The following is a 23,679-nucleotide window of genomic DNA, read 5'->3' on the forward strand; positions in this document are numbered from 1 at the left end:
CGATGACCACTCATGACTCTCGTACGTCGCACGTCATCGGCAGTTTCGCCGATGTGCCGCTGAAGGATCCGTCGACACGTGCTGACGCCGCGCCGACGGCCGAAGACGTGACAGCACACATCGAGGCCGGTGCGGCAGCGAACAACTACACCGCCGAGCAGGTCGTGTGGTCCACTCCCGAGGGTATCGATGTGAAACCGGTGTACACCAAGGTCGATCGCGACGAGGTGGAGGCGCAGGGGTACCCGCTGGGCAGCTATCCCGGAACCCCGCCGTTCGTGCGCGGACCGTACCCGACGATGTACGTCAACCAGCCGTGGACCATTCGGCAGTACGCCGGCTTCTCGACGGCGGCGGAATCCAATGCGTTCTATCGCCGTAATCTCGCCGCCGGTCAGAAAGGTCTGTCCGTCGCGTTCGACCTCGCGACGCACCGTGGGTACGACTCGGATCATCCACGCGTGCAGGGCGATGTCGGAATGGCGGGTGTGGCCATCGATTCCATCTACGACATGCGCCAGCTGTTCGACGGCATCGACCTCGGCAGCGTGTCGGTGTCCATGACGATGAACGGTGCGGTCCTGCCGATTCTGGCGTTGTACGTCGCCGCAGCCGAGGAACAAGGTGTGCCGCCCGAGAAGCTTGCGGGCACCATCCAGAACGACATCCTCAAAGAGTTCATGGTGCGCAACACCTACATCTATCCGCCGAAGCCGTCGATGCGGATCATCTCGGACATCTTCGCGTACACGAGCGCGAAGATGCCCAAGTACAACTCGATCTCCATCTCCGGCTACCACATCCAGGAAGCCGGCGCGACAGCAGATCTGGAGCTGGCGTACACCCTGGCCGACGGTGTCGAATACATCCGCGCCGGGCTCGACGCGGGTATGGACATCGACACGTTCGCGCCGCGTCTGTCGTTCTTCTGGGCCATCGGCATGAACTTCTTCATGGAGGTCGCCAAGCTCCGCGCGGGTCGCCTTCTGTGGTCGGAGCTGGTGCAGAAGTTCGAACCGAAGAGCGCGAAATCGCGTTCCTTGCGCACACATTCGCAGACCTCGGGGTGGTCGCTCACCGCTCAGGACGTGTTCAACAACGTCGCGCGCACCTGTGTGGAGGCGATGGCGGCGACACAGGGCCACACACAGTCGTTGCACACCAACGCACTCGACGAGGCGTTGGCGCTGCCCACGGACTTCTCCGCTCGCATCGCCCGCAACACTCAGTTGCTGATTCAGCAGGAATCCAACACCGTGCGCCCCATCGATCCGTGGGGCGGCTCGCATTACGTCGAATGGCTCACCCACCAGTTGGCCGATCGTGCGCGTGCACACATCGCAGAGGTCGAGGCCGCGGGCGGCATGGCTCGAGCTATCGGCGAGGGTATTCCGAAACTTCGCATCGAAGAGGCCGCGGCGCGGACCCAGGCTCGCATCGACTCCGGTCGGCAGCCGCTGGTGGGCGTCAACAAGTACGTCCCGGACGAGCCCGACACCATCGAGGTTCTCAAGGTCGAGAACTCGAAGGTCCGCACGGAACAGATCGAGAAGCTGACACGTCTGCGCACCGAGCGAGACAACGCGGCCGTCGAAGAGGCGCTGGCCAACCTGACCAGGGCGGCAGCGACGTCGGAGAGCGGGCTCGAGAACAATCTGCTGCACCTGGCCATCGACGCAGCGCGCAAGATGGCCACCGTCGGGGAGATCTCCGACGCGCTGGAGAAGGTCTACGGGCGCCATCAGGCGGAAATCCGGACAATCAGTGGTGTGTATCGCGACGAAGCCGGCAAAGCGAAGAATCTGACCAAGGCCACCGAGCTGGTCGAGCAGTTCGCCGAGGACGAGGGACGCCGACCGCGAGTCCTGGTCTGCAAGATGGGCCAGGACGGTCACGACCGTGGTCAGAAGGTCATCGCGACGGCGTTCGCGGACATCGGATTCGACGTCGACGTCGGCCCGCTGTTCCAGACTCCGGAGGAGGTCGCACGTCAGGCGGCCGACAACGACGTTCACGTCGTCGGAGTGTCCTCGTTGGCTGCAGGCCACCTGACGTTGGTTCCCGCGCTGCGGGAAGCGCTCGCGGCGGTGGACCGCCCCGACATCATGATCGTCGTCGGCGGTGTCATCCCTCCGGGTGACTTCGACGAGCTCTACGCGGCAGGCGCCGCGGCGATCTTCCCGCCGGGAACGGTGATCGCGGACGCCGCGATCGGGCTCGTGGAGAAACTGTCGGTGCAGCTGGGTCACACTCCGCCCGATGCGCCGCGCGAGGCATCTGCCTGAACATGAGTTCTCCCAACAGAGGTGGTCGCACGATCGACATCGATGCGGTCGCGAGGTCGGTACTGTCCGGCGAACGGTCGGGGTTGGCTCGCGCGATCACTCTGGTGGAGTCGACGCGAGACGACCACCGAGACCTGGCTCAGCAGCTGCTGCTGCAGTTGCTGCCCAAGGCCGGTGGCTCGCATCGCGTCGGAATCACCGGCGTTCCCGGGGTGGGCAAATCCACGTTCATCGACGCACTCGGGATGTACCTGATCGGCAAGGGGCATCGAGTTGCGGTGCTGGCGGTGGATCCGTCGTCGACGAGGACCGGTGGGTCGATCCTCGGTGACAAGACTCGAATGGCGAACCTGGCGGTTCAGAAGGACGCGTACATCAGGCCGTCCCCGACGTCGGGGACGCTCGGAGGAGTGGCACGGGCGACACGCGAGACGATCGTGCTCCTCGAGGCGGCAGGTTTCGACGTCATCCTCGTCGAGACCGTCGGTGTCGGGCAGTCCGAGGTCACGGTGGCCAACATGGTGGACTGCTTCGCGTTTCTGACCCTCGCGCGCACCGGCGATCAGCTGCAGGGCATCAAGAAGGGCGTTCTCGAACTCGCCGACCTCGTGGCCGTCAACAAGGCCGACGGCAAACACGCGATCGAGGCGAAGAGCGCGGCGCGCGAGCTGTCGGGGGCGCTACGGATGATCTACCCGCACGACGCGATCTGGCATCCGCCGGTCCTGACGATGAGTGCCCTCGAGAAGATCGGCCTCGACGACTTCTGGAACACAGTGCTGAAACATCAGCAGGTGTTGTCGGACGCGGGTCAGTTCGCGGAGAAGCGACGCACCCAGCAGGTCGACTGGACCTGGACCATGGTCAACGATCAGTTGCTGCGACGACTGGCATCCAATCCGGCAGTCCGGGCGATACGAGGCGATGTCGAACGACAGGTTCGCGACGGTTCGCTCACGGCCGCCCTGGCGGCGAAGGAGATCGTCGACGCGTTCGACGGCGTCTGACCTGTCGGTCAGCGCGGGTACAGGCGTTCCGCAAGTGCGCCGACACGGTCGATCAACTGATCGAAGAAGGCCTCCGGGTCGGTGGACGTCGCGATCAACGCATTGTTCGGTCTGCCCCACATCCCGCGTCGATCGGCCACGGTGGTTCCGCGAGTCAGCGTTCCGGTCAGTTCCACGTCCACAACGGCGGGAACGACGTCGATGATCGAGGGTTTCAGTGCCACGGCGGCTGCGAACGGATCGTGCATGTGGGCCAGGAATCCTTGATCGTGCTCGCGGTGGAATTCCATGTAGAAACGGACGGCATCGGCGAAGTGACGCACGACGGGGTTCGATGCGGCCGATCTCGTGAAGGGCGCGTCCGATTCCGAGATGATCTCCCGCGGTGTGCTTGCGGCGCGTGCCGCGAGTCGCTCGACGTGCGAGGGATACATCTCGATGGTCTCGGTCACGTCGAGCGGGCAGACGATCGGGAGGCGATCTGCGGGTAGACCGGAGAACGCAGCGAACACCTCCGCCGCGGCTTCCGGGTCGACGGCGATGTTCCACTCACTGGTCGGTGTCGTGTTTCCCGGATGCCAGAAGGTGCCGCCCATCACGACCAGACGCTTCAGAAGCCGGGGCAGGTCGGGCTCGACACGAATGGCCGTCGCCAGGTTGGTCAGCGGTCCGGTGACCAGGCCGGTGATCTCACCCGGTCGGTCGCGCACGAGTTCCACCCAGGCCGTCGTGGCGTCTCTGGCGGAGAGAGACCGCGTCGACACGGGAAGCTCGGCGTATCCGATGCCCTGAGGTCCGTGCGTGTCCTCCGTGGTCATCAACGGTGCGACGAGGGGCGCCTGTGCCCCCAGCGTCACCTCGATGTCCGTCGCGCGGCACAGGTCGAGCCACGCGAGGTTGTTCGCGGCAACCTGATCGACCGGGACGTTCCCTGCTGTGGACGCGATGGACAAAATGTCCGCTTCCGGACTTGCCAGCAGATAGAGCAGGGCGAGCGAATCGTCGATACCGGTGTCGACGTCGACGATCAGGGGAACGGTCGGGCGGATGTCGGGTAAGGATTCAGGCACGGTGTCATGGTGCCTTCCTCGGACGCGAACAGGTCGAGCCGGGGTCGACGACACGAGATCGGACGATGTCCGGTCTGCCCGATAGATCTCAATTGTCCCTGGCGGCAACAAAATTGGCGGAATCGGTCATTGACCTGGCGATACGTCCGGAAATCGAGCCGAGCGCACGGTTCGCGGTTTGAAGACTGGTTGTTGCTCTGGCTAACGTTGTGTAAATGACAGTCGAGCATCCGCGGTGGGGACACGACCACATCCAACATCTCAGGCGCGGTGTGTTCGCCAAACTCATGCACCGTAAACCGAGACTGACCGAGGACGGGATCACCGTCGTCGACCAGCCGATGCTCAAGCGTGCGGTCTCCGCGGCGGCGCTCGGCAACACGATGGAATGGTTCGACTTCGGTGTCTACGGCTACCTCGCCGCCACGCTGGGCAAGGTGTTCTACCCGGACGCGTCGCCTGGAGTCCAGCTGATCAGCACGTTTGCGACCTTCGCCGCAGCGTTCGTGGTCCGTCCGCTCGGTGGCCTGTTCTTCGGGCCTTTGGGCGACAGGATCGGTCGCCAGAAGGTCCTCGCGGCGACCATGATCATGATGGCGATCGGCACACTCGCCGTCGGCCTCATTCCGAGTTACGCGTCCATCGGCATCTGGGCTCCGATCCTGTTGCTCGTTGCTCGACTCGTTCAGGGCTTCTCGACGGGGGGCGAGTACGGGGGAGCGACGACGTTCATCGCCGAGTACTCACCGGACAAGAGACGCGGATTCCTGGGCAGCTGGCTCGATTTCGGAACCTTCGTGGGATACGCCATGGGGTCGGGTCTGGTGACGATTCTCAACGCCGTCCTCGGCGACGCCACGATGGTCGAATGGGGTTGGCGTATACCGTTCTTCATCGCGGGTCCCATGGGAATCATCGGGCTGTACCTGCGGCTGAAGCTGGAAGACACCCCGGCTTTCCGCAAACAACTCGACGATCACGACAACAAGGTCAAACAGCAGGAGAGCGGAGCGCGCGAGATCGGCAAGATCTTCACCACGCACTGGCGTGCACTGCTGATCTGCATGGGAATCGTGTTGCTGTACAACGTCACCAACTACATGGTGACGAGCTACCTGCCGACCTACTTCACCGAGGTCGTCGGTCGCAGCCAACTCAGCGCCGACCTGCTCGTGCTGTCCGCGATGGTGATCGTGGTGTCGATCATCGTCGGCGTCGGTCGACTCACCGACTGGATCGGCCGCAAGCCGGTGTTCGTGTTCGGAGCGGTGGCCCAGATCGTCCTGGCGATACCGTGTTTCCTGCTCGTTCAGCAGAGCGGGTGGATCGGCCCGCTCGTGGGATGTCTCGTTCTCGGTGTCGTGCTTGCGTGCTTCGCCGCGCCGAGTGCCTCGACGCTTCCTGCGCTCTTCCCGACGCGCGTCCGCTATGCGGCCCTGTCGATCGGCTTCAATCTGTCGGTGTCGCTCTTCGGCGGCACCACACCGCTGGTGACCTCCGCGTTGGTGACCGCGACGGGAAACACGATGATTCCGGCGTTCTATCTGATCCTGACCGGCGTGATCGGTCTGGTCGCGGTCGGGTTCTTGAGGGAGTCCGCCACTCAACCTCTGGAAGGGTCCCCGCCGCAGGTCGATTCGCCGAACGAGGCCAAGGAGCTGTACTCCGAGGCTTCCGCGCTGCCGGCGCCCGCCGCCTGAGGCGAACGCCGGCTACGCGGTCCGTCTAGACCTGTTTGGCCCAGATCTCGAATCCGGCAGCACGTAGCCGGTTCACCAGTGCGTCACCGAGGCCGGTCGCCGGGGTGAGAACGCCCCCGCCGCCGGGCAGGTCGGCCCTGTCGTGGACCAGTGCGAGCGCGGATTCGCCCAGCATCACCGAGGTGGCCTTGTATCCGGGGTCGCCCGACGCCTTGACCCGCGACCGGTAGTGCGCGCCGGTGGTCGTGGTGGTGTAGACATCGATCGTGAAGTGACCGTTCTCCTGCGCGGAGGGGCTCGGCCCGTCACCCGGCTTGGGCAGTATGCGGTCGAGGACGGGCTTGGGCAGGAACGTCATACCGAGCACCATGGCGCCGAGCCCGGCGGATACCGCGCCGGCGATGACGGGCGACGCGATGGAGGATCCGACCGACATGACCTCGCGGTATCGAAACGCGGTGCCGTAGGCCCAGTCCCGCAGTGCGTTGCTGCGCCGTACGACTCGGGTGTTGTACGACGCCATGACGAACGGCGCCTTCCATCCGCGTACGCCCGGCGCGATGTCCTTGCCGTTGACCAGAACCACGTCGGACTGGCGGCCGAGGTCCGGTTCTGTCGATCGGTCGGGGCTCAGCGAGTACGGCCGTGCTGCGAGGCGCCGCAGTGAGCCGTCCTTCTTGACTTCCTCGATCTGTGTTCGCAGCGAATCCACGGTGCCACCGCTGACTCCACCGCGCATCGACGTGACGACCAGCGTGGTGTCGGTCAGGTCGCCTGCGTCGTCTGCTGCGACGGCAGCGTGGAGCACGTGCACGCCGAGATCCGAAGGGACCGAATCGAACCCACAGGAGTGGACGATGCGTGCACCGGTGCGTCGCGCGATCTCGTGATTGGCATCGATGCTCTTGCGTGCGAACAACACCTCGCCGGTGAGGTCCACGTAGTCGGTCCCGGCCTCGGCGCACACCGTCGTCAGAGGTAGGCCGTACTTGGCGTACGGGCCGACCGTGGTGATCACGACGCGGGTGCTCTCGGCGAGTGAGCGCAGCGCGTCGGGGTTGGTCGAGTCGGCTTCGACGAGCGGCCACTCGGTGGCGGCACCCGGCAGTGATCGCCGCGTTGCCTCCAGCTTCTGCCGCGAACGTCCCGCGAGGGCAATTCTGGTGCCGCTCGGTGCGTGCTCGGCGAGGTACTTGGCGGTGAGGCGGCCGACGAATCCGGTGGCTCCGTAGACCACGATGTCGTAGGTGCGGTCGGTGGACGGTTGATCGGTCGGCTCGGTCGAGGTCATGTACTGGACAGTAACGCGTATCACTGACCGAGTCGAAGAACCGCCCGTGAGCGGGTGCGGAGCACCACGAACCCTGCCCAGGACGCCACCACGGTGACCGCGACCGCAACTCGGACCGCGGCGAGTGCGCTGTCCGGATAGATCACTCCGGTGAGGTACTGGTCGATGAAACCGGTCGACACCAGCGCTGCGCCCCCGGAGTTCACGCGCGCCCAGTTTTCCAGCGCGGTCAGCGGGCAGTCGATCCCGACGGCGACGGACGCCAACCCCCAGCCCGCGGCGCAAGCATGCAGCCATATCGTCCGCGGCCACTTCCACGCGAAGAATCCGCCCACCACGACATAGGCGATGAAGGCAAGGTGGACCACCACGGTGACGTCGGCGATCGCCCGATACAGCATGAGGGAATGGTATGCCTCAGAGCGCCCAGGTGTGGACGGGATCGCCCTCGCCCATCAGGGCCACGTAGTCCGACAACATGCCCGCGAGTGCTGCCTCGCGTGTCTGTCCGGCCTTCTCCCGCGCGACGACGGCGTCGCGCTGCCAGACGGAGCCGGACCGTCGGCTCAGGCAGCGGGCTTCGACCACGCCCAGATAGCGGTCGCGGACGTCGGCCCCGACGCCGTATGCCGCAAGCCCTGCGTCGGCCATGGGGAGCAGCCGGCGCAGGATCAACTCCTGCGGGCTGACCCAACCGACCTCGGGCCAGTACAGCCGAGAGTCGAAGCCCCCGCGCGCGGCCGAATGCAGGTTCTCGGCAGCGGCGTCGTACGACATCTGGCTCCACAAGGGGCGATCGGCGTCAGCGAGTGCGCGCACCGTGCCGTAGTAGAACGCAGCGTCGGCGAGGGTGTCGACGACGGACGGACCGGCGGGCAGCACGCGGTTCTCGAGGCGAATGTGGTGACCTCCACCGGATCGGTCGTAGATCGGCCGATTCCACCGGTACACGGTGCCGTTGTGCATGCGCAGCTCCGACAGCGACGGCGTGCCTCCGTCGGCGAGAACAGCTCCGGGGTCCTCGTCGCTGCAGACGGGGAGGAGGGCAGGAAAGTAGCGCGAGTTCTCCTCGAACAGGTCGAAGATCGAGGTGATCCACCGTTCGCCGAACCAGACCCGGGGGCGCACGCCCTGATTCTTGAGTTCCTGCGGCCTGGTGTCGGTCGCCTGTTCGAACAACGGTATTCGCGTCTCGTGCCACAAGGCTCGTCCGGCGAGGAACGGTGAGTTGGCAGCAAGTGCTACCTGCACACCAGCAAGAGCCTGGGCGGCATTCCAGTAGGCAGCGAAGTCGTCGGGTGCAACCTGGAGGTGGAGTTGGACGGACGTGCACGCGGCCTCGGGCAGGATGGTGTCCGTTATCGATTTCAGTTCCTCCGGCTCGTCCGCGCCGGGCAACCGGACTCCACCGATGTGCAATTCGATGTCTTCGCCGCGGGCGGCGAAGATTTGCTGGTTCAGCAGGTCGTAGCGGGGGTTCGCGGACAGCCAACGATGCTCGAAGTGCTTCTCCGCCAACGTCGGCAGCATCCCGATCATCACCAGGCGGCTTCCCGATTCACGGGCGCGTCGGTCCGCCTCGTTCAGCGAGCGGCGAAGGTCGGCCTCGAGATTCGAGATGCTGCTGCCGGACAACGGCCTGGGAGCCACGTTGATCTCGATGTTGAACTGCCCGAGCTCGGTCTGATAATCGGGATCGGCGATGGCGTCGAGCACTTGGGCGTTGGCCATGGACGGAGCCATGTTCTCGTCGACGAGGTTGAGCTCGACTTCCATGCCGATCTGTGGCTCACCGACGTCGAACGTCTCGTCCGCGAGCATGATCGCGAGTGCGTCGAGACAGTCCTGCACCTTCTGTCGGAATCGATGCCGGTCCTGCCGGGTGAACTTGCGCTGCTCGACATCGTCACCCATCGCAGACCACCGTCCCGTCGTGTCGTACCCCGAGGATCTCGTATATCCGTGAGTATGACAGGGCAAACGTCGACGATCGGGTACTACCAGGGCGACGGCTGGTAGTCCTTGAGGAACTTGCCGTAGAGGTCCACGCCGAGCTCGCCCTGCACGATCGGGTCGTAGACGCGAGCCGCACCGTCGACCAAATCCAACGGTGCGTGGAAGCCTTCGTCGGCCAGACGCATTTTCGTCGGATGGGGTCGTTCGTCGGTGATCCAGCCGGTGTCCACAGCGCTCATGAGAATGCCGTGCTCGAGCATCTCCTTGGCACTGGTGCGCGTCAGCATGTTCAGCGCTGCCTTCGCCATGTTGGTGTGCGGATGGCCGGGACCCTTGTAGGCGCGGCTGAACTGCCCTTCCATCGCGGAGACGTTGACGACGTACTTGCGCCGGGCGGTCGACGCCTGCATCGACGCACGCAACCTCGACACCAGAATGAACGGAGCCACCGAATTGCACAGTTGCACTTCGAGTAACTCGACAGGGTCGACCTGCTCGACCGTGTGAATCCAGCTGTTGGTCCCCGCCAGATCCGGCACCAGGCCACCGGCGTCGATCGCGATTCCCTTCTCGATGCGCTCCGCGGTGGCCGAACCTGCGATCAGCGCAAGGGAACTGACCGCCTCGGCCGACAACGCCTCGCCGGTCACGGCGCCGTCGTCGCTGTGCGGCAGTGATTTCGCGAGTGATGCCGGATGCGCTTCGCTGGTTTTACCGAACGAGATGGTCGCGACGTCGGAACCTGCGGGAAGCGCTTCGGATTCCGCGTCGATCAGTGCGCTGTAGGAACCGGGGGAGCGCTTCACCGTCTGCGCGGCGTTGTTGACGAGAATGTCCAACGGGCCCTCTGCGGCCACCGAATCCGCCAACGCCACCACCTGCGCCGGATCGCGGAGATCGATGCCGACGACCCGAAGGCGATGCAGCCAGTCGGCGCTGTCCTCCATAGCCGAGAATCGACGAACCGCGTCGTTCGGAAAGCGGGTCGTGATCGTGGTGTGCGCACCGTCGCGCAACAGTCGCAGAGCGATGTACATACCGATTTTGGCGCGTCCACCGGTGAGCAGTGCACGTCGGCCAGTCAAATCGGTACGCGCATTACGTTTTCCGCGATTGAACGCCGCGCACTCCGGGCAGAGTTGGTGATAGAACGCGTCGACGAGGGTGTACCGCTGCTTGCAGATGTAGCACGGCCGCGCGCGGATCAGCGTTCCCGCGTACTCGCCCGACGCGCGTGCAGTCAGCGACAGTCCGGCCGTCTCGTCGTCGATACGATCCGGCGAACCGGTCGCAGTCGAGGCGACGACGGCTCGGTCGGCTTCCGACTTCGCGTTGCGCGCGGCGATACGCCGCGAGCGCTTCAAATCCTTGAAAAGCTGACCCGAGGCCCTTTGCACGACAATGGAATCAGGATGATTCTTATCCAACGATCCCGCCTGCCTCAGCACCCGTAGGCACGCTTCGAGATCCGCGGGATCGATTCCCTCCGCGGCGGTCGAAACAGCGTCGAATTCGGCATCGAATTCGGCATCGGCATCGGCATCGGCATTGGTGTCGGACCGGGCGTCGAACTCGGGATCGGTCATCGGTTTGTCCTTTCGCACTGCGCCCGCACCGTCGTCAACGCAGGCCCACACAACGACATAGACCCCGATTCCGCTGGAATCGGGGTCTATGTCGTCTGTCTCAACTCAGAAATCTCGGATCTTCTCGATCCCTGGTGTCCGAGGGGGGACTTGAACCCCCACGTCCGTTAATAGGACACTAGCACCTCAAGCTAGCGCGTCTGCCATTCCGCCACTCGGACCAGATGTTCTTCAGATGTTGTTCAGTTGTTCGCACACCCGCTCGCTGCGTGCTCGACAAAGATATAGCAAGGGTGCCCGATCGCCCAAATCCGCACGTCAGTTCGCCCGACGCCCGAAGACTGGTGGTAGGAAAGTGATGTGTCTTCTTCCGATAATTCACCTGCCAGTCCCGTACACACCACCGCGCTCGACGAGGTCGTGGATCTCGTCAGTTCGCTGATCAGATTCGACACGTCGAACACCGGGGAACTCGCGACGACCAAGGGCGAGAAGGAGTGCGCCGAGTGGGTTGCGCACAAGCTTCAGGAAGTGGGATACGACACCGAATACGTCGAGTCCGGCGCACCCGGTCGCGGCAACGTCTTCGCGACGCTGCCGGGCGCGGACCCCAGCAGAGGGACGTTGCTGATTCATGGTCACCTCGACGTCGTTCCGGCCGAACCGGCCGACTGGAGCGTTCATCCGTTCTCCGGCGCCGTCGAGGACGGATACGTCTGGGGCCGCGGTGCCGTGGACATGAAGGACATGGTCGGTATGGCGCTCGCGTTGGCACGGCAGTTCAAATCCAACGGCACGGTGCCACCGCGCAACATCATGTTCGCGTTTCTCGCCGACGAGGAGAACGGCGGACGGTGGGGTTCGCAGTGGCTCGTCGAGCATCGTCCCGACCTGTTCGAAGGCGTCACCGAAGCCGTCGGCGAGGTAGGAGGGTTCTCTCTGACCGTCGCCAGACCGGACGGCACCGAGAAGCGGCTCTACATGGTCGAGACGGCGGAGAAAGGTCTCGGGTGGATGAAGCTGACCGCGAAAGCTCGCGCCGGCCATGGATCGTTCCTGCACGACGAGAACGCCGTCACCTACCTCGCGGAAGCGGTCGCGAAGTTGGGCAATCACACCTTTCCGCTCGTCATCTCCGACTCCGTCGCGGAGTTCCTGTCCGCGGTAGCCGAGGAAACGGGGCTCGACTTCGACCCGACCTCGCCCGACCTCGACGGCACGCTACAGAAGCTCGGAAGCATCGCGCGGATCGTCGGTGCCACGCTTCGGGACACCGCCAACCCGACGATGCTGAAGGCCGGTTACAAGGCCAACGTCATCCCCCAGACTGCAGAAGCCATGGTCGACTGCCGTGTCGTTCCCGGCAGGCAGGCTGAGTTCGAACGCGAGGTCGACGAGCTGATCGGGCCCAACGTCGAGCGGGAATGGGTCACCAAACTCGACTCCTACGAGACGACGTTCGACGGGCACCTCGTCGACGCGATGAACGATGCCGTGCTTGCCCACGACGAGAACGGCCGAACCGTCCCCTACATGCTGTCCGGTGGCACCGATGCGAAAGCGTTCGCAAAGCTGGGTATCAGGTGCTTCGGTTTCGCACCGCTGAAACTGCCACCCGAACTGGATTTCGCGGCACTTTTCCACGGCGTGGACGAGCGGGTACCCGTCAGTTCGCTCGAGTTCGGTACACAGGTATTGGAACACTTCTTGCTCCACAGCTGAAAAGAAATACATCGAGAGGGCTGATCACGTGACGTACGACCCCTATGCATCACTCCCGTCGCTTGCCACGTTCGAGCTGACGTCAGAAGACGTCACCGATGGTGGAACTCTGGCGACGCAGCAGGTCAGCGGCATCATGGGTGCAGGCGGCCACGACAATTCACCTCAGTTGTCGTGGTCCGGATTCCCCGACGAGACCAAGAGCTTCGTCGTCACCGCCTACGACCCGGACGCGCCCACCGCCTCCGGATTCTGGCATTGGGCAGTGGCGAACATCCCGGTATCGACGACGTCGCTCGTCTCCGGTGCAGGAGATGACGGCGGCACCGGCATCCCGAGTACTGCGCTGACGCTGAAGAACGACGCGGGGCTGTTCCGCTACATCGGCGCTGCACCCCCCGCCGGTCACGGACCTCACCGCTACATCTTCGCGGTGCACGCCGTCGATGTGGAAAGACTGGAGGTCGACGAGACAGCGACGCCGGCCTACCTAGGATTCAACCTGTTCTCACATGCGATCGGCAGGGCACTGCTGACCGCGACCTACGAAGCCTGAGTGTACGACTGCGCCCGTTCCGCCCGCTGTGGTGCGGGCGGAACGGGCGCAGTTCCCAGTGCCGTCGTCCGATTTCGCAGATGTTCGGATTTGGCAGATGTTCGGATTTGGCAGATGTTCGGATTTATCTGTGTGCAGAGCCCACCGCGTCGGCGAGAGTGTCGAATCCTTCGGCACGGAGTCGCTTCGCGATCCCTCGGTTGATCGACCGCATCCAGAACGGCCCGCCGTAGATGAAACCGGTATAGCCCTGAACCAGTGACGCGCCGGCCGTGATGCGGTCCCATGCCTGATCGGGTGTCTCGATTCCTCCGACCGATACCAGTGCGATGGATCCTCCGACACGGGTGTACAGCTTCCTGAGGACATCCAAGGACCGATCGGCCAGTGGTGCACCGGACAGTCCGCCGGCCCCGATGGTGTCCACCGAGTCGGCCGGCGTCCGCAACCCGGAGCGGCCGATCGTCGTGTTGGTGGCCACGATTCCGTCGAGACCGAGTTCGACGGCGAGGTCGGCGACCGCGTCGATGTCCTCGTCGAGAAGGTCCGGTGCGATCTTGACCAGTACCGGTACCGATACGACCGCTTGGACGGCCGTCAGGATCGGACGCAACGATTCCACTGCTTGAAGGTCGCGAAGACCTGGAGTGTTGGGGGAACTGACGTTCACCACGACGAAGTCCGCGAGTGGCCCGAGGAGAGTCGCACTGGCGGTGTAGTCCGCTGCGGCTTCGGACGCGGGAGTCACCTTCGTCTTGCCGATGTTCGCCCCGATGGGAATGCCCCCACGGCGATGACGCAGAGCGTTCGCCGCGTGGCCGGCGCCGTGGTTGTTGAAGCCCATGCGGTTGATCAGTGCGCGGTCGGCGGGCAGCCTGAACAGTCGTGGCTGCGGGTTGCCCGGTTGTCCCTGTGCGGTCACCGTGCCGATCTCGGCGAAGCCGAATCCGAGCGGACCCCACACGTCGACTCCGTCGGCGTTCTTGTCGAAACCTGCGGCAAGTCCTAGTGGAGTTGCGAAGTCGACGCCGAACGCGGTGCTCTTCAGGGCGGGATCGTTCACGACGAGGACCTTCGCCACGAGCGCGCGGATCGGTGACCACGCCGTTGCTGCGCGCATCGCGAAGAACGCGAGATGGTGAATGCGTTCCGGGGAGACAAGGAACATCAAGCGAAGCAGAGCGCGGTACACGAGCCTTCTTTCGACCTAGATTCCCGGGTCCGGGATGTGGTGTGCAGTTTTCTTACGTTTGAGCAGTACCTTGCGGCTGCCGTCGGTGTACAGGCGCACACGGGAGAGTTCCCAGCCACCGAACTCGGCTTGGATCGCCAGTCTCATGGATGCGGTCACCCGTGTGACATCAGGCGGCAGACGCAACGGAATGTACTCCCAGTCGTCGGACCCGGACTCCCACTCCGCAGGCATTCTGCTGCGTGTGCTGTTGTTCTTCAAACGCTGCGCCCTTCTACGTGCCGTGCGCCGTCGACCCGCCGTGAGCGTTTTACAGGATCAGCCCTGTTCGGCGGTGTCGATTCGCTGCAGACCTTCTCCGGTAGCGGACCCCACGTAGAGATCGCCCGTTTGCGGGTCGACCGTGATGGAGTCCGGCTGTCTCACCGTGGAGAACCTGTGCGACTCGACGGGAATTCCTGTGTCCAACGTGTAACCGACCACCTCGTTGTCCGCTGGAGTGGTCACCCACACCGTGTCGGACTTGTCATCGTAGGCGACGGCCCACGGCTGCGCACCGACCGGAAAACGCTGGCGAAGCAGAAGATCGTCGGACGAGTACACCAGCAGTTCTCCGCCTGCGGCATCCGTGACGAGAATCCGTCCGTACTCGTCGGTATCGAGGTGCGCAGCGCCGGTGCCCGCTCTGAGGGCGAGGCCGAGGGATCGGTCGTCGACGTCCACCTCGGTCAACGAGGTCTGGTGACGGTCCAGAGCGGCCAACCCGTGCTCGGTGGAGGCAAGCGCGTCGACCGATGTGAGGCCACCGATGGACTGTGATCGGTTCGCGTCGAAGTCGACGATATGAATACTGCCACTGTCGTCGCCCGCGACGACGGTGCCGTCCGAGAGAGTGGCTGCGCTGAGAAGGTTGCTGCCGATGTCCACGTTTCGAATCTCCGAGCTGCGGAGATCGATCGCGGCGAGGCCGCCGTTCATGGGGGCAAGCACGATGCCGTCGGAACCGGGGACCACATCGGCCGCCTCACCGGGAAGCGGAACCGACCGCGGCGGGACGGCTGCGTCGTCGGCATCGAAGACCGTCAGAGCGGTGCGCGCATCGTCGAGCGCGACGATGCTGCGCGTCGCCGGTTCGAATGTGGTGGAATGCAGTCCGGAGGGGGAAAGAACGACCGAACCGCTCGGGGGAGTCGACGTTTCGGGCGACGTTATGCCGGTGAGGGGTTCGAGGTCGACCGCGTCCGGTTCGTCCGACGAGCCGGACCCGGAGTCCGAGCATCCGGCTACCAGCAGACATGCGGATGCGGCCGCGGCTAGTAGATGCCACGGGGTGTGTCGAGCGTTCATCGATCCGCAAATCCTTCTCTCGGGGCGCTGTCAGCACCGTCGGTGCACCCGTTCACCTTGCCTGACGATCGATGAGCGGTGTTCGCCGGACCTCCGGTGACCGAGCGTGGACACCTCGGCGGTACCGTGATTCGGCACCCTGTTCCGTCGAGACCCAGGACCGTCGAGACCCTGTTCCGTCGAGACCCAGGACCGTCGAGAGTACGAGGAGTGGAGTTGGCGACCGAAAACGACAGCGACGCGGTGGGTGTCGCGACGTTCCAGGTGGAGCAGGTCAGCACGGGGGCTCAGGCGAGTGGGTTCGGCAGCACCGAGGACAACAGGCCGTTCGCGTTTCGCGTGTACAAGAGGACGCTGTACCTCGAGATTTATCGAGCGGATCTTCCGTCGCCGGTTCCGGACCGCTCCGACGTGACGGCAGTCGCGGAGCAGTCGGTCACCGAGATCGATCTGACCGACGAACGAAGCATCGTCGCGGCGGTCAGAGACGCGGTCGGTTCCGCCGATTCGCTCGGCACGGACGCAAAGGAATCCTCGGCTGTCCGATCGTTTCTGGGCCGAGTCGGTTCGGTGATGGCGTCCATCTAGTACCCAACTCGCGGCGAACCCTCCGCTCGATCACCGCGGACGGGTAGCACCAGCAATCCGCCGGTACGCGGATGGTCGAACACCTCCACGCGGTGGCCGTACACGCGGGTCAGAAGCTCCTCGTTCAGAGTCGACCGCGGAGATCCGACCGCGACCAGGGCGCCGCAGTCGAGGATCGCGATTCGGTCGGAGTAGGCGGCTGCCAGCGCGAGATCGTGCAGGACTACGACGACTGCGTCTCCGCGGCGAGCACGGTCACGTGCCACGGACATGACGGTTTCCTGATGGCCGATGTCCAACGCGGCGGTCGGTTCGTCGAGCAACAGCGTAGAGGTTCTCTGCGCCAGCACCCGCGCCAGTGATACACGGGCGCGCTCGCCGCCGGACAGACCGGCGAACGGGCGATCCGCGAATTCCGAAACATCGCAGTGCTTCATGGCGAGGGCGACCGCGGCATCGTCGTTCTCTGCTTCGTCCGTGCCCGTCCACGGTGCCCTTCCCATGCGGACGACCTGGAGCGCGGTGAAGGAGAACCCGACGGTGTGCTGCTGAGGGAGAACCGCACGGCGTCTCGCGGCGTCGAGATCCGACCAGTGGGCGAGCGATCGTCCGTGCAGTTCGACCGACCCGGCGGCAGGTCGGAGTTCGCCGGTGAGTACGGCCAGCAGTGTGGATTTGCCTGCGCCGTTCGGCCCGACCAGTGTCAGAACTTCGCCGGCGACGACGTCGATGTCGACGCCGCCGAGGACTTCCCGACCGGAACGGACGGCGGTGACTCCGGCGGTGCTCATGGTCACGGTTCCGGCCGTCACGTCGTCGGGAAGGTCCCGGTTCCGTCGAAACAGTGTCATGCCCATCCGCCTTGCTTGGCGCGAGTTCTACGCAGCATCCAGAAGAAGAACGGTGCGCCGATCAGTGACGTGATCATGCCGAGGGGCATGTCCACGTTGTCGACGAGCGTTCGTGCGAGCAGATCCGACGCGAGAAGAACGACGGCACCGCACAGTGCGCTCGCCGGAACCAGCGTTCGATGGGCCGGACCGAGCAGCATGCGCATCAGATGTGGGACGACGAGGCCGACGAACAGAATGATTCCGGTGAACGCGACCCCGGAGGCGACCAGAACGGCCACGATGACGATGGCGGTCTGTCGCAGTCGTTCCACGTTCACGCCGAGGTGCCGGGCGACGTTCTCACCGAGTGAGAGCAGGTCCAGTCGTCGTGCCAGGGCGAGGGACGCACCGATTCCGACGACGGCGAGCGGCGCCACGACCCCGACTGCCTGCCACGTCGCGCCCGAGAGCGATCCGAGTTGCCAGAAGACGATCTGATCGCGCGCTGCGGGTGAGGCGACGAACGTGAAGAACGCGATGAGTCCGCCGGCGAACGCGTTGATCGCAACGCCGGTGAGGATCAGCGTGACCACCTCCGTCCGGCCACCGCCTCGGGCCAACACGTACACGAGCACCGTCGTGATCAACCCGCCGAGAAATGCGGCGGTGGCGACCGACCACACCCCGGCGAACGCTCCTCCGAGAACGAACACCGAGGACGCTCCGACAGCTGCGCCCGAGGACACGCCGATCACTCCTGGTTCGGCGAGCGGATTGGCGAACACTCCCTGCAACAGGGCACCGGCTGTGCCGAGGCAGGCTCCGACGACGGCACCGAGAACGATGCGGGGAAAGCGAACCTGCCACAGGGTGACTTCCCCACTGGGGTGGGCGGGCATGGGCCCGACGTCGAGGCCGATCCGATGCAGGACGCTGCCCACCACTTCGAGTGGCGTCGTCGGAACCTGACCGACGCACGCCGAATACACCGCGAGTCCGACGGCAAGGATCGTCAGGACGGCGAAGACGACGGTGGTACGGAGCCGAGCGCGTGTCGGCGCGGCTGCAGTCGATGTGTCCATCAAGCGGGCGCGTAGACGGCCTCGGCCAGCGCGCTCAGAACTTTGCCGGTGTTGGGGCCGAAGCTGAGAACGACACCGTCGGCCATGTCGACGATGCGCTCGGCCTGCCCCGCCGGTGTCTGTGCGATGCCGGGTACCTGTGCGAGGCCGTCGATCCCGCCGATCGAGTCGAGTCCACCGGACATCATGAGGATGACGTCCGGTGCGGCGGCGATGAGGGCTTCGCTGGTGATCGGGACGAACTGTTCGGTCAGACCCGATGCGGTGCCTGCGTCTTCCGCGCCGAGACCGGCGATGAGTGCGTCGGCTCCTGACCCGGGCCCGGCGAGCATCTTGATCGCCGGGCCGCGCATGTAGAGGAACGCGATCTTCACCGGCTCACCGCCGCTGGGTGCACTCGACGATGCCTCGGCGATTTCGGCCTCGGTGCGCTGTGCGAGGGCTGCGCCGCGCTCGGGTACCCCCAGAGCGTTCGCCACGGACACGATCTGGTCCCCGACCGTGTCCATCGTTCGGGTCGGATCGAAGAAGACGACGGGGATACCGGCCGCACGGAGCTGATCCTGCACTCCGCGTGGGCCGACACTGGTATCGGTGAGAACTACCGTCGGGGCGAGCGCGAGGATGGATTCGGCGCTGAGCGAATGGCCGTTCGGCGTGACATCGGCAACACCGGCGACGGCCGGGAACTCTGCGGACGTGTCCCGACCGACGAGGTTGTCGCCGAGCCCGAGCGCATAGACCGTGGTGGTGAGCGTTCCGTATTGATCGGCTGCGACGATGCGGCTGGCGTCTGTGATCGTGACGTCGGTTCCGTCGACACCGCGGACCGTCACCGGCAGAGTCGGCTGCTGCTGGGCGTCGACGGGTTCCGGATCGGGATCGGCGATCACGGCGGTACGCGGACCGATGGAACCCGCTGTGGAGTCCGCCTGCTGGTCGGGGCCGGAGCACGCTACCGAGGCGAACACGGTAGCCGCCACGACAGCACCCACGGCCGAGCGACGCAGAAACCGTTGCGGTGTCGACGAGAAGTTCACGCAGACAAGGTTAGCCTGAGTTGACTCAGCTGCTGACGTCGTCGAGTGCGGACGTGATGGCGCGGGGGAGTTCCAGGTCCTCGACGACCAGGATGCCGGTGAGCTGCGCAAGATCACGCGCACCGACGATCGCCGACGCCACCCCTGGCCTGTCGCGTGCCCAGGCGAGGGCCACGGTGAGCGGGGATGTCTTCAAGCCGCTCGCAGCCGTGACTGCGGCTTCGACGACGTTCGCGGCGCTGTCGGTCAAGTACCCGGCGATCGACTCGGCATAGGCGTCGTCGGCGCCGCGCGAATCGGCAGGCGTGCCGTGGCTGTACTTTCCCGTCAGCACCCCTCCCGCAAGCGGAATTGCTGCCAGCACGCCGACACCGTGGTGCTGCGCGGCGGGCAGAAGTTCGTCCTCGATCCCGCGTGCGAGCAGCGAGTACTCGGCCTGCGTCGCGACGATTCGTCCTGCACCGGCCGCGCCCGCCGCCGTCGCCAACTGCCAACCGAGATAACCGCGGGCGCCGACGTACCGCACCTTTCCGCTCGTCACCGCGTAATCCAAGGTCGAGGCGATCTCGTCGACGGGGGTGTGTTCGTCCCAAGCCCCGACCTGCCACAGGTCCAGGTACTCGGTGCCGAGTTCGCGCAGCGTGTTCTCGAGTTGGTCGAGCAACGATCGGCGTGAGCAGTCGACGCGGTAGCGCCCACCGGTGGTGATTACTCCCGCTGCGCTGCTCACGATCAGTTCGCGCCGGGGAACGACGTCGTCGAGTACCTCGGCGAGTACGCGTTGCGCGCGGCCTTCGCCGTAGGACGGAGACGAGTCGACGAGTGTTCCACCGGCCTCGGCGAATGCCGACAGCTGCGCGGCGGCGTCGTCGCCGTCCGTTCCGCTACCCCAGCCGAGAGTTCCGAGACCGAGTCGGGATACGCGCAGGCCACTGGATCCGACAGATCTCTGCTTCATGGTGTTCTCGAGATTCCTCACGTTGTGTCCGGCGCCAGATGAGCACAGTAGTGCGCCCGCCCCGTCGATGCGAGCTTGCCGCGGCTCGTCCGCGTGTGTCGGCCTGTGCGGCAGTGCGCTGCCGGGTACCGTCGTGGCCGTGAAATGTGTAGAGGGACCAGGTTTCGACGTGCTCGGGGAATCGGGTCATGCGGGGGTGCGCCAGTGATCGGCGAGTCGATGACCTGGTTGCAGGCGATCATTCTCGGAGCTGTCCAGGGGCTGACCGAGTTCCTCCCGATCTCGTCGTCGGGGCACCTGAGAATCGTGTCGGAGGTGTTCTTCGGCGACGACGCAGGCGCGTCGTTCACTGCCGTGAGCCAGCTCGGCACGGAAGCTGCGGTGCTCCTCTTCTTCTGGCGCGACATCGTTCGCATCGTCAAGGCGTGGTTCGCCGGGTTGCTGGACAAGGCGAAGCGAGATCTCGATTACCGGCTCGGCTGGTACGTCATCATCGCTACCGTTCCCATCGGTGTCCTCGGCATTCTGTTCAAGGACCAGATCCGGACCGGCGCGCGGAACCTGTGGCTCATCGCGACCATGCTCATCGTGTTCGCGATCGTCATCGCGGTGGCCGAGTACGTCGGCACCAAGCGTCGTCCCATCGAGAAGATCACCACGCGTGACGGTCTCGTCATGGGTGCGGCTCAATGCCTCGCGCTCATTCCAGGCGTGTCGCGTTCCGGAGCGACGACCAGTGCAGGCTTGTTCCTCGGTCTGGAGCGCGAGGCCGCCGTGCGATTCTCGTTCCTGCTGGCGATCCCCGCCGTCACTGCATCCGGCCTGTTCTCGCTGCCCGACGCGTTCGAGCCGGCCGGGGAAGGGCTGAACGCGTCGGGTGCGCAGTTGGTGGTGGCGACGATCATCGCGTTCGCGCTGGGCTACGCGTCGATCGCGTGGCTGCTGAAGTTCGTGGCGAACCACTCGCTGTACTGGTTCGTCGGTTACCGCATCGTTCTCGGCATCGGTGTCATGGCGTTGTTGTCGGCGGGCGTCGTCTCCGCGACCTGACAGCTGCGCAGCGGATACTACTGTGGTGTCATGACGGTGATCTTGTTGCGGCACGGCCGCTCTACCTCCAACACCGCAGGGACGCTCGCGGGTAGGTCACCCGGGATAGACCTCGACGACAAGGGGCGCGAGCAGGCGCAGCGCGTCGCCGAACGTCTCGGCGGCCTGCCCGTCGAAGAGGTCGTCCGCTCTCCATTGCAGCGGTGCGAGCAGACGGTCGAGCCGCTGCTCGAGCGCCGAGGCCTGACTGCGGTCGTCGACGATCGTCTCGAAGAGGTCGATTACGGCACGTGGACCGGCCGCAGCATCAAGGAGTTGCTCGCCGAGCCGTTGTGGAAGGTGGTCCAGCAGCATCCGTCGGCGGCAGTGTTCCCCGGCGGTGAGGGTTTGGCTCAGGTCCAGGCCCGGGCGGTGACGGCGGTGCGTGAACACGACCGCAGGCTCGCCGCCGAGTACGGTCGCGATGTGCTGTGGGTGGCCTGCTCCCACGGTGACGTCATCAAGTCGATCCTGGCGGACGCGGTCGGCTGCCACCTCGATGCGTTCCAGCGCATCGTGGCCGATCCGGCCTCGATCAGCGTCATCCGGTACACCGAGACCCGTGCTTTCGTCCTTCGAACCAACGACACGGGAGCCGATCTGTCGGGACTCGTCGTCGCGGCCGAGAAGGCGCCGCACGCGGAGTCCGCAGCCGGTTCGCCGTCGGATTCCGACGCTGTCCCCGGCGGCGGCTCCGGGCCCGCTGCCCACAGTGGGGGATAGGTTCAGGGCCTTCGCCCCCTCGATGGCGGATAGGTTCAGGAGCTTCGCTCCCTCGATGGCGGATAGGTTCGGGAGCTTCGCTCCCTCGACGGCGGATAATGGGCACGGCCCGCAGGGGCGGATAATGGAGAGCTGTGATCCTTCGTCGGTGAAGAATCACGAGACAGGATTGTCGACAAGATCTAGACGCAGGAGGTGCAATGCCACGCGCAATACATGTTTTCCGCACCCCTGATCGATTCGTCGCCGGAACCGTGGGTGAACCGGGCGACCGATCGTTCTTTCTTCAGGCCGTGCACGAGCACCGCGTGGTGTCCGTTGCACTGGAGAAGCAGCAGGTGCAGGTCCTGGCGGACCGTATGGGATTGCTGCTCGACGAAGTGCATCGTCGTTTCGGCGCCGAGATCCCGCCCGAGGAAACCGAGGTCGGGGACACCAGCCCGCTGCTGACACCGATCGACACCGAGTTCCGAGTCGGGACCATGGGCCTGGGGTGGGATGCGGACGCAGGCGCCGTCGTCGTGGAACTCCTCGCCGTGAGCGAATCGGAGATCGACGAGTCCGTCGTGCTCGACGACACCGAGGACGGTCCCGACGCCGTCCGCGTGTTTCTCACTCCGGTGCAGGCGCGAGAATTCGCCCTTCGATCCGAGCGCGTGATCGCCGCCGGACGTGCTCCGTGCCCCCTGTGCGGACAACCACTCACGCAGGAGGGCCACATCTGCATCCGAACGAACGGGTACCGACGCGACGCCACCTTCGGATCCGCGTCGGAACTCGGTGACGAGCTTTGACCGACACTCGGCCGCCGTTCGAGGGCCTGCAGTCCATGACCGCCGGTGAGCTCACCGTCGTCGGACGGGTCGTCACGGCCAGCAACGCGACGCTGGTGTGCGATGCGGCCGACGCTGCGGGCGGTGAACCCGTGCGGTGCGTCTACAAGCCGATTCGTGGCGAGGTCCCGTTGTGGGACTTCCCCGACGGGACCCTCGCCGGACGCGAGGTCGCCTCGTTCGAGATATCCGACGCCCTCGGCTGGGACGTCGTGCCCCCGACCGTGCTGCGGGACGGTCCCTTCGGACCCGGCATGGTGCAACGCTGGATCGACACCCCCGAACCACACGGAGACCGGGGCGACCGAGTGGATCTGATCGACATCTGCAGGCCCGATCTGGTCCCGTCCGGCTGGATACCGGTACTGCAGGCGTACGACGGTGAGGGGGAAGAAGTCGCGCTCATTCACGCGGACGACCCTCGCCTCCAGCGGATGGCCGTCCTGGACGTACTGCTCAACAACGCGGACCGCAAGGGCGGTCATGCGCTCGAAGGACTCGACGGTTACGTCTACGGCGTCGACCACGGAATATGCCTGCATTCGGAGGACAAACTGCGGACCGTGCTGTGGGGTTGGGCGGGCACCACCGTCGACGACGCGTTGATGGCCGACGTGGTGACCTTCGTCGACACCTTCGCCGACGCGGTGGAGCCCCGCATTCGCGGGCAGATCACCGAGGCCGAGGTCGATGCCCTGCTGGCCCGCGCGTGCGCGTTGGTGGCCGACCCGGTCATGCCGGAGCCGCGCTCGAGCAGGCCGATACCCTGGCCGGCCTTCTGACGCCCTGCCCGCGCTCCGATCCGTCTCGGATAGGCTTGT

22 protein-coding genes and 1 tRNA gene are annotated in these 23,679 nt (G+C 65.2%); 10 read left to right on the forward strand and 13 right to left on the reverse strand.

Features of this window, described 5'->3' with window-relative positions; translation table 11 throughout:
- Positions 1–2 precede the first annotated feature (2 nt).
- Both scpA and meaB read left to right on the forward strand, forming a co-directional pair.
- Complete coding sequence (gene scpA / locus ACFULT_RS15790) at positions 3–2,285, forward strand: methylmalonyl-CoA mutase (RefSeq protein ID WP_037113229.1); 2,283 nt, start codon at positions 3–5, stop codon at positions 2,283–2,285.
- A gap of 2 nt (positions 2,286–2,287) precedes the next feature.
- On the forward strand, positions 2,288–3,292 hold the full coding sequence (meaB, locus tag ACFULT_RS15795) for a methylmalonyl Co-A mutase-associated GTPase MeaB (RefSeq protein WP_378481858.1): 1,005 nt from the start codon (positions 2,288–2,290) through the stop codon (positions 3,290–3,292).
- An 8-nt stretch (positions 3,293–3,300) separates the two neighbouring features.
- Here meaB and ACFULT_RS15800 read toward each other — a convergent pair whose 3' ends face one another.
- A complete protein-coding gene (locus ACFULT_RS15800; RefSeq protein WP_176460096.1) occupies positions 3,301–4,362 on the reverse strand; it encodes a nucleoside hydrolase in 1,062 nt (353 codons plus the stop codon).
- 215 nt (positions 4,363–4,577) lie between these two features.
- On the opposite strand from ACFULT_RS15800, the gene proP reads away from it, so the two are divergent.
- Positions 4,578–6,062 carry a glycine betaine/L-proline transporter ProP gene (proP, locus tag ACFULT_RS15805; RefSeq protein ID WP_378481859.1) on the forward strand — a complete coding sequence of 495 codons (1,485 nt, stop codon included), beginning with the start codon at positions 4,578–4,580 and terminating at the stop codon, positions 6,060–6,062.
- Positions 6,063–6,087: 25 nt separating this feature from the next.
- Here the strand turns inward: proP and ACFULT_RS15810 are convergent, their stop codons facing one another.
- The 5 genes from ACFULT_RS15810 to ACFULT_RS15830 form a co-directional block, all read right to left on the reverse strand.
- Positions 6,088–7,353 (reverse strand): saccharopine dehydrogenase family protein, encoded by a 1,266-nt coding sequence (locus ACFULT_RS15810; protein ID WP_378481860.1) that lies wholly within the window; start codon positions 7,351–7,353, stop codon positions 6,088–6,090.
- Between the two features lie 20 nt (positions 7,354–7,373).
- Positions 7,374–7,754, reverse strand: a complete 381-nt coding sequence (locus ACFULT_RS15815) for a DUF2784 domain-containing protein (protein ID WP_037113236.1) — start codon at positions 7,752–7,754, stop codon at positions 7,374–7,376.
- Positions 7,755–7,770: 16 nt separating this feature from the next.
- Positions 7,771–9,267, reverse strand: coding sequence for a glutamate-cysteine ligase family protein (locus tag ACFULT_RS15820; protein ID WP_094721653.1), 1,497 nt, complete (start codon positions 9,265–9,267; stop codon positions 7,771–7,773).
- An 83-nt stretch (positions 9,268–9,350) separates the two neighbouring features.
- Positions 9,351–10,895, reverse strand: a complete 1,545-nt coding sequence (locus tag ACFULT_RS15825; RefSeq protein ID WP_378481861.1) for an SDR family NAD(P)-dependent oxidoreductase — start codon at positions 10,893–10,895, stop codon at positions 9,351–9,353.
- A gap of 132 nt (positions 10,896–11,027) precedes the next feature.
- Positions 11,028–11,116: transfer RNA gene (locus ACFULT_RS15830), tRNA-Leu, on the reverse strand.
- A 139-nt stretch (positions 11,117–11,255) separates the two neighbouring features.
- Here ACFULT_RS15830 and ACFULT_RS15835 point away from each other — a divergent pair.
- Together ACFULT_RS15835 and ACFULT_RS15840 are read left to right on the forward strand one after the other, a co-directional pair.
- Positions 11,256–12,617: a M20/M25/M40 family metallo-hydrolase gene (locus tag ACFULT_RS15835; RefSeq protein ID WP_080733083.1), complete on the forward strand. Its 1,362-nt coding sequence runs from the start codon at positions 11,256–11,258 to the stop codon at positions 12,615–12,617.
- 28 nt (positions 12,618–12,645) lie between these two features.
- A complete protein-coding gene (locus ACFULT_RS15840) occupies positions 12,646–13,173 on the forward strand; it encodes a YbhB/YbcL family Raf kinase inhibitor-like protein (protein WP_037113243.1) in 528 nt (175 codons plus the stop codon).
- A gap of 124 nt (positions 13,174–13,297) precedes the next feature.
- Here the strand turns inward: ACFULT_RS15840 and ACFULT_RS15845 are convergent, their stop codons facing one another.
- The 3 genes from ACFULT_RS15845 to ACFULT_RS15855 all read right to left on the reverse strand — a co-directional run bounded on the left by ACFULT_RS15845 (position 13,298) and on the right by ACFULT_RS15855 (position 15,712).
- Positions 13,298–14,365 (reverse strand): quinone-dependent dihydroorotate dehydrogenase, encoded by a 1,068-nt coding sequence (locus tag ACFULT_RS15845; protein WP_378481862.1) that lies wholly within the window; start codon positions 14,363–14,365, stop codon positions 13,298–13,300.
- 15 nt (positions 14,366–14,380) lie between these two features.
- A complete protein-coding gene (locus ACFULT_RS15850) occupies positions 14,381–14,599 on the reverse strand; it encodes a DUF5703 family protein (RefSeq protein WP_037113436.1) in 219 nt (72 codons plus the stop codon).
- A gap of 84 nt (positions 14,600–14,683) precedes the next feature.
- Positions 14,684–15,712, reverse strand: coding sequence for a YncE family protein (locus tag ACFULT_RS15855; RefSeq protein ID WP_378481863.1), 1,029 nt, complete (start codon positions 15,710–15,712; stop codon positions 14,684–14,686).
- A gap of 210 nt (positions 15,713–15,922) precedes the next feature.
- Between ACFULT_RS15855 and ACFULT_RS15860 the strand changes: the two genes are divergently transcribed.
- Positions 15,923–16,300 (forward strand): hypothetical protein, encoded by a 378-nt coding sequence (locus ACFULT_RS15860; RefSeq protein ID WP_378481864.1) that lies wholly within the window; start codon positions 15,923–15,925, stop codon positions 16,298–16,300.
- Here the strand turns inward: ACFULT_RS15860 and ACFULT_RS15865 are convergent.
- From ACFULT_RS15865 to ACFULT_RS15880, 4 genes are read right to left on the reverse strand one after another with little or no spacing between them, the layout of a single operon-like run.
- On the reverse strand, positions 16,297–17,157 hold the full coding sequence (locus ACFULT_RS15865) for a heme ABC transporter ATP-binding protein (protein WP_378481865.1): 861 nt from the start codon (positions 17,155–17,157) through the stop codon (positions 16,297–16,299). The two genes, ACFULT_RS15860 and ACFULT_RS15865, sit on opposite strands and share 4 nt — an antisense overlap.
- Complete coding sequence (locus ACFULT_RS15870) at positions 17,148–18,215, reverse strand: FecCD family ABC transporter permease (RefSeq protein WP_378481866.1); 1,068 nt, start codon at positions 18,213–18,215, stop codon at positions 17,148–17,150. The genes ACFULT_RS15865 and ACFULT_RS15870 overlap by 10 nt, the downstream gene beginning before the upstream one ends.
- Positions 18,215–19,255, reverse strand: a complete 1,041-nt coding sequence (locus ACFULT_RS15875) for a hemin ABC transporter substrate-binding protein (RefSeq protein ID WP_371828898.1) — start codon at positions 19,253–19,255, stop codon at positions 18,215–18,217. Before ACFULT_RS15875 ends, ACFULT_RS15870 begins: the two co-directional genes overlap by 1 nt.
- Positions 19,256–19,280: 25 nt before the next feature.
- Complete coding sequence (locus ACFULT_RS15880) at positions 19,281–20,213, reverse strand: aldo/keto reductase (protein WP_037113251.1); 933 nt, start codon at positions 20,211–20,213, stop codon at positions 19,281–19,283.
- A gap of 207 nt (positions 20,214–20,420) precedes the next feature.
- Here ACFULT_RS15880 and ACFULT_RS15885 point away from each other — a divergent pair, with 207 nt between their 5' ends.
- From ACFULT_RS15885 to ACFULT_RS15900, 4 genes are all read left to right on the forward strand, one after another.
- On the forward strand, positions 20,421–21,263 hold the full coding sequence (locus ACFULT_RS15885; RefSeq protein WP_170945362.1) for an undecaprenyl-diphosphate phosphatase: 843 nt from the start codon (positions 20,421–20,423) through the stop codon (positions 21,261–21,263).
- Between the two features lie 30 nt (positions 21,264–21,293).
- A complete protein-coding gene (locus ACFULT_RS15890) occupies positions 21,294–22,025 on the forward strand; it encodes a histidine phosphatase family protein (protein WP_094721649.1) in 732 nt (243 codons plus the stop codon).
- Positions 22,026–22,225: 200 nt separating this feature from the next.
- Complete coding sequence (locus ACFULT_RS15895) at positions 22,226–22,819, forward strand: DUF3090 domain-containing protein (RefSeq protein WP_026347991.1); 594 nt, start codon at positions 22,226–22,228, stop codon at positions 22,817–22,819.
- Positions 22,820–22,854: 35 nt separating this feature from the next.
- Positions 22,855–23,640, forward strand: a complete 786-nt coding sequence (locus tag ACFULT_RS15900) for an SCO1664 family protein (protein WP_170945361.1) — start codon at positions 22,855–22,857, stop codon at positions 23,638–23,640.
- Positions 23,641–23,679 lie beyond the last annotated feature (39 nt).

It is taken from the genome of Rhodococcus sp. NPDC057297 (genome assembly GCF_042667435.1).
Lineage (GTDB): Bacteria > Actinomycetota > Actinomycetes > Mycobacteriales > Mycobacteriaceae > Rhodococcoides.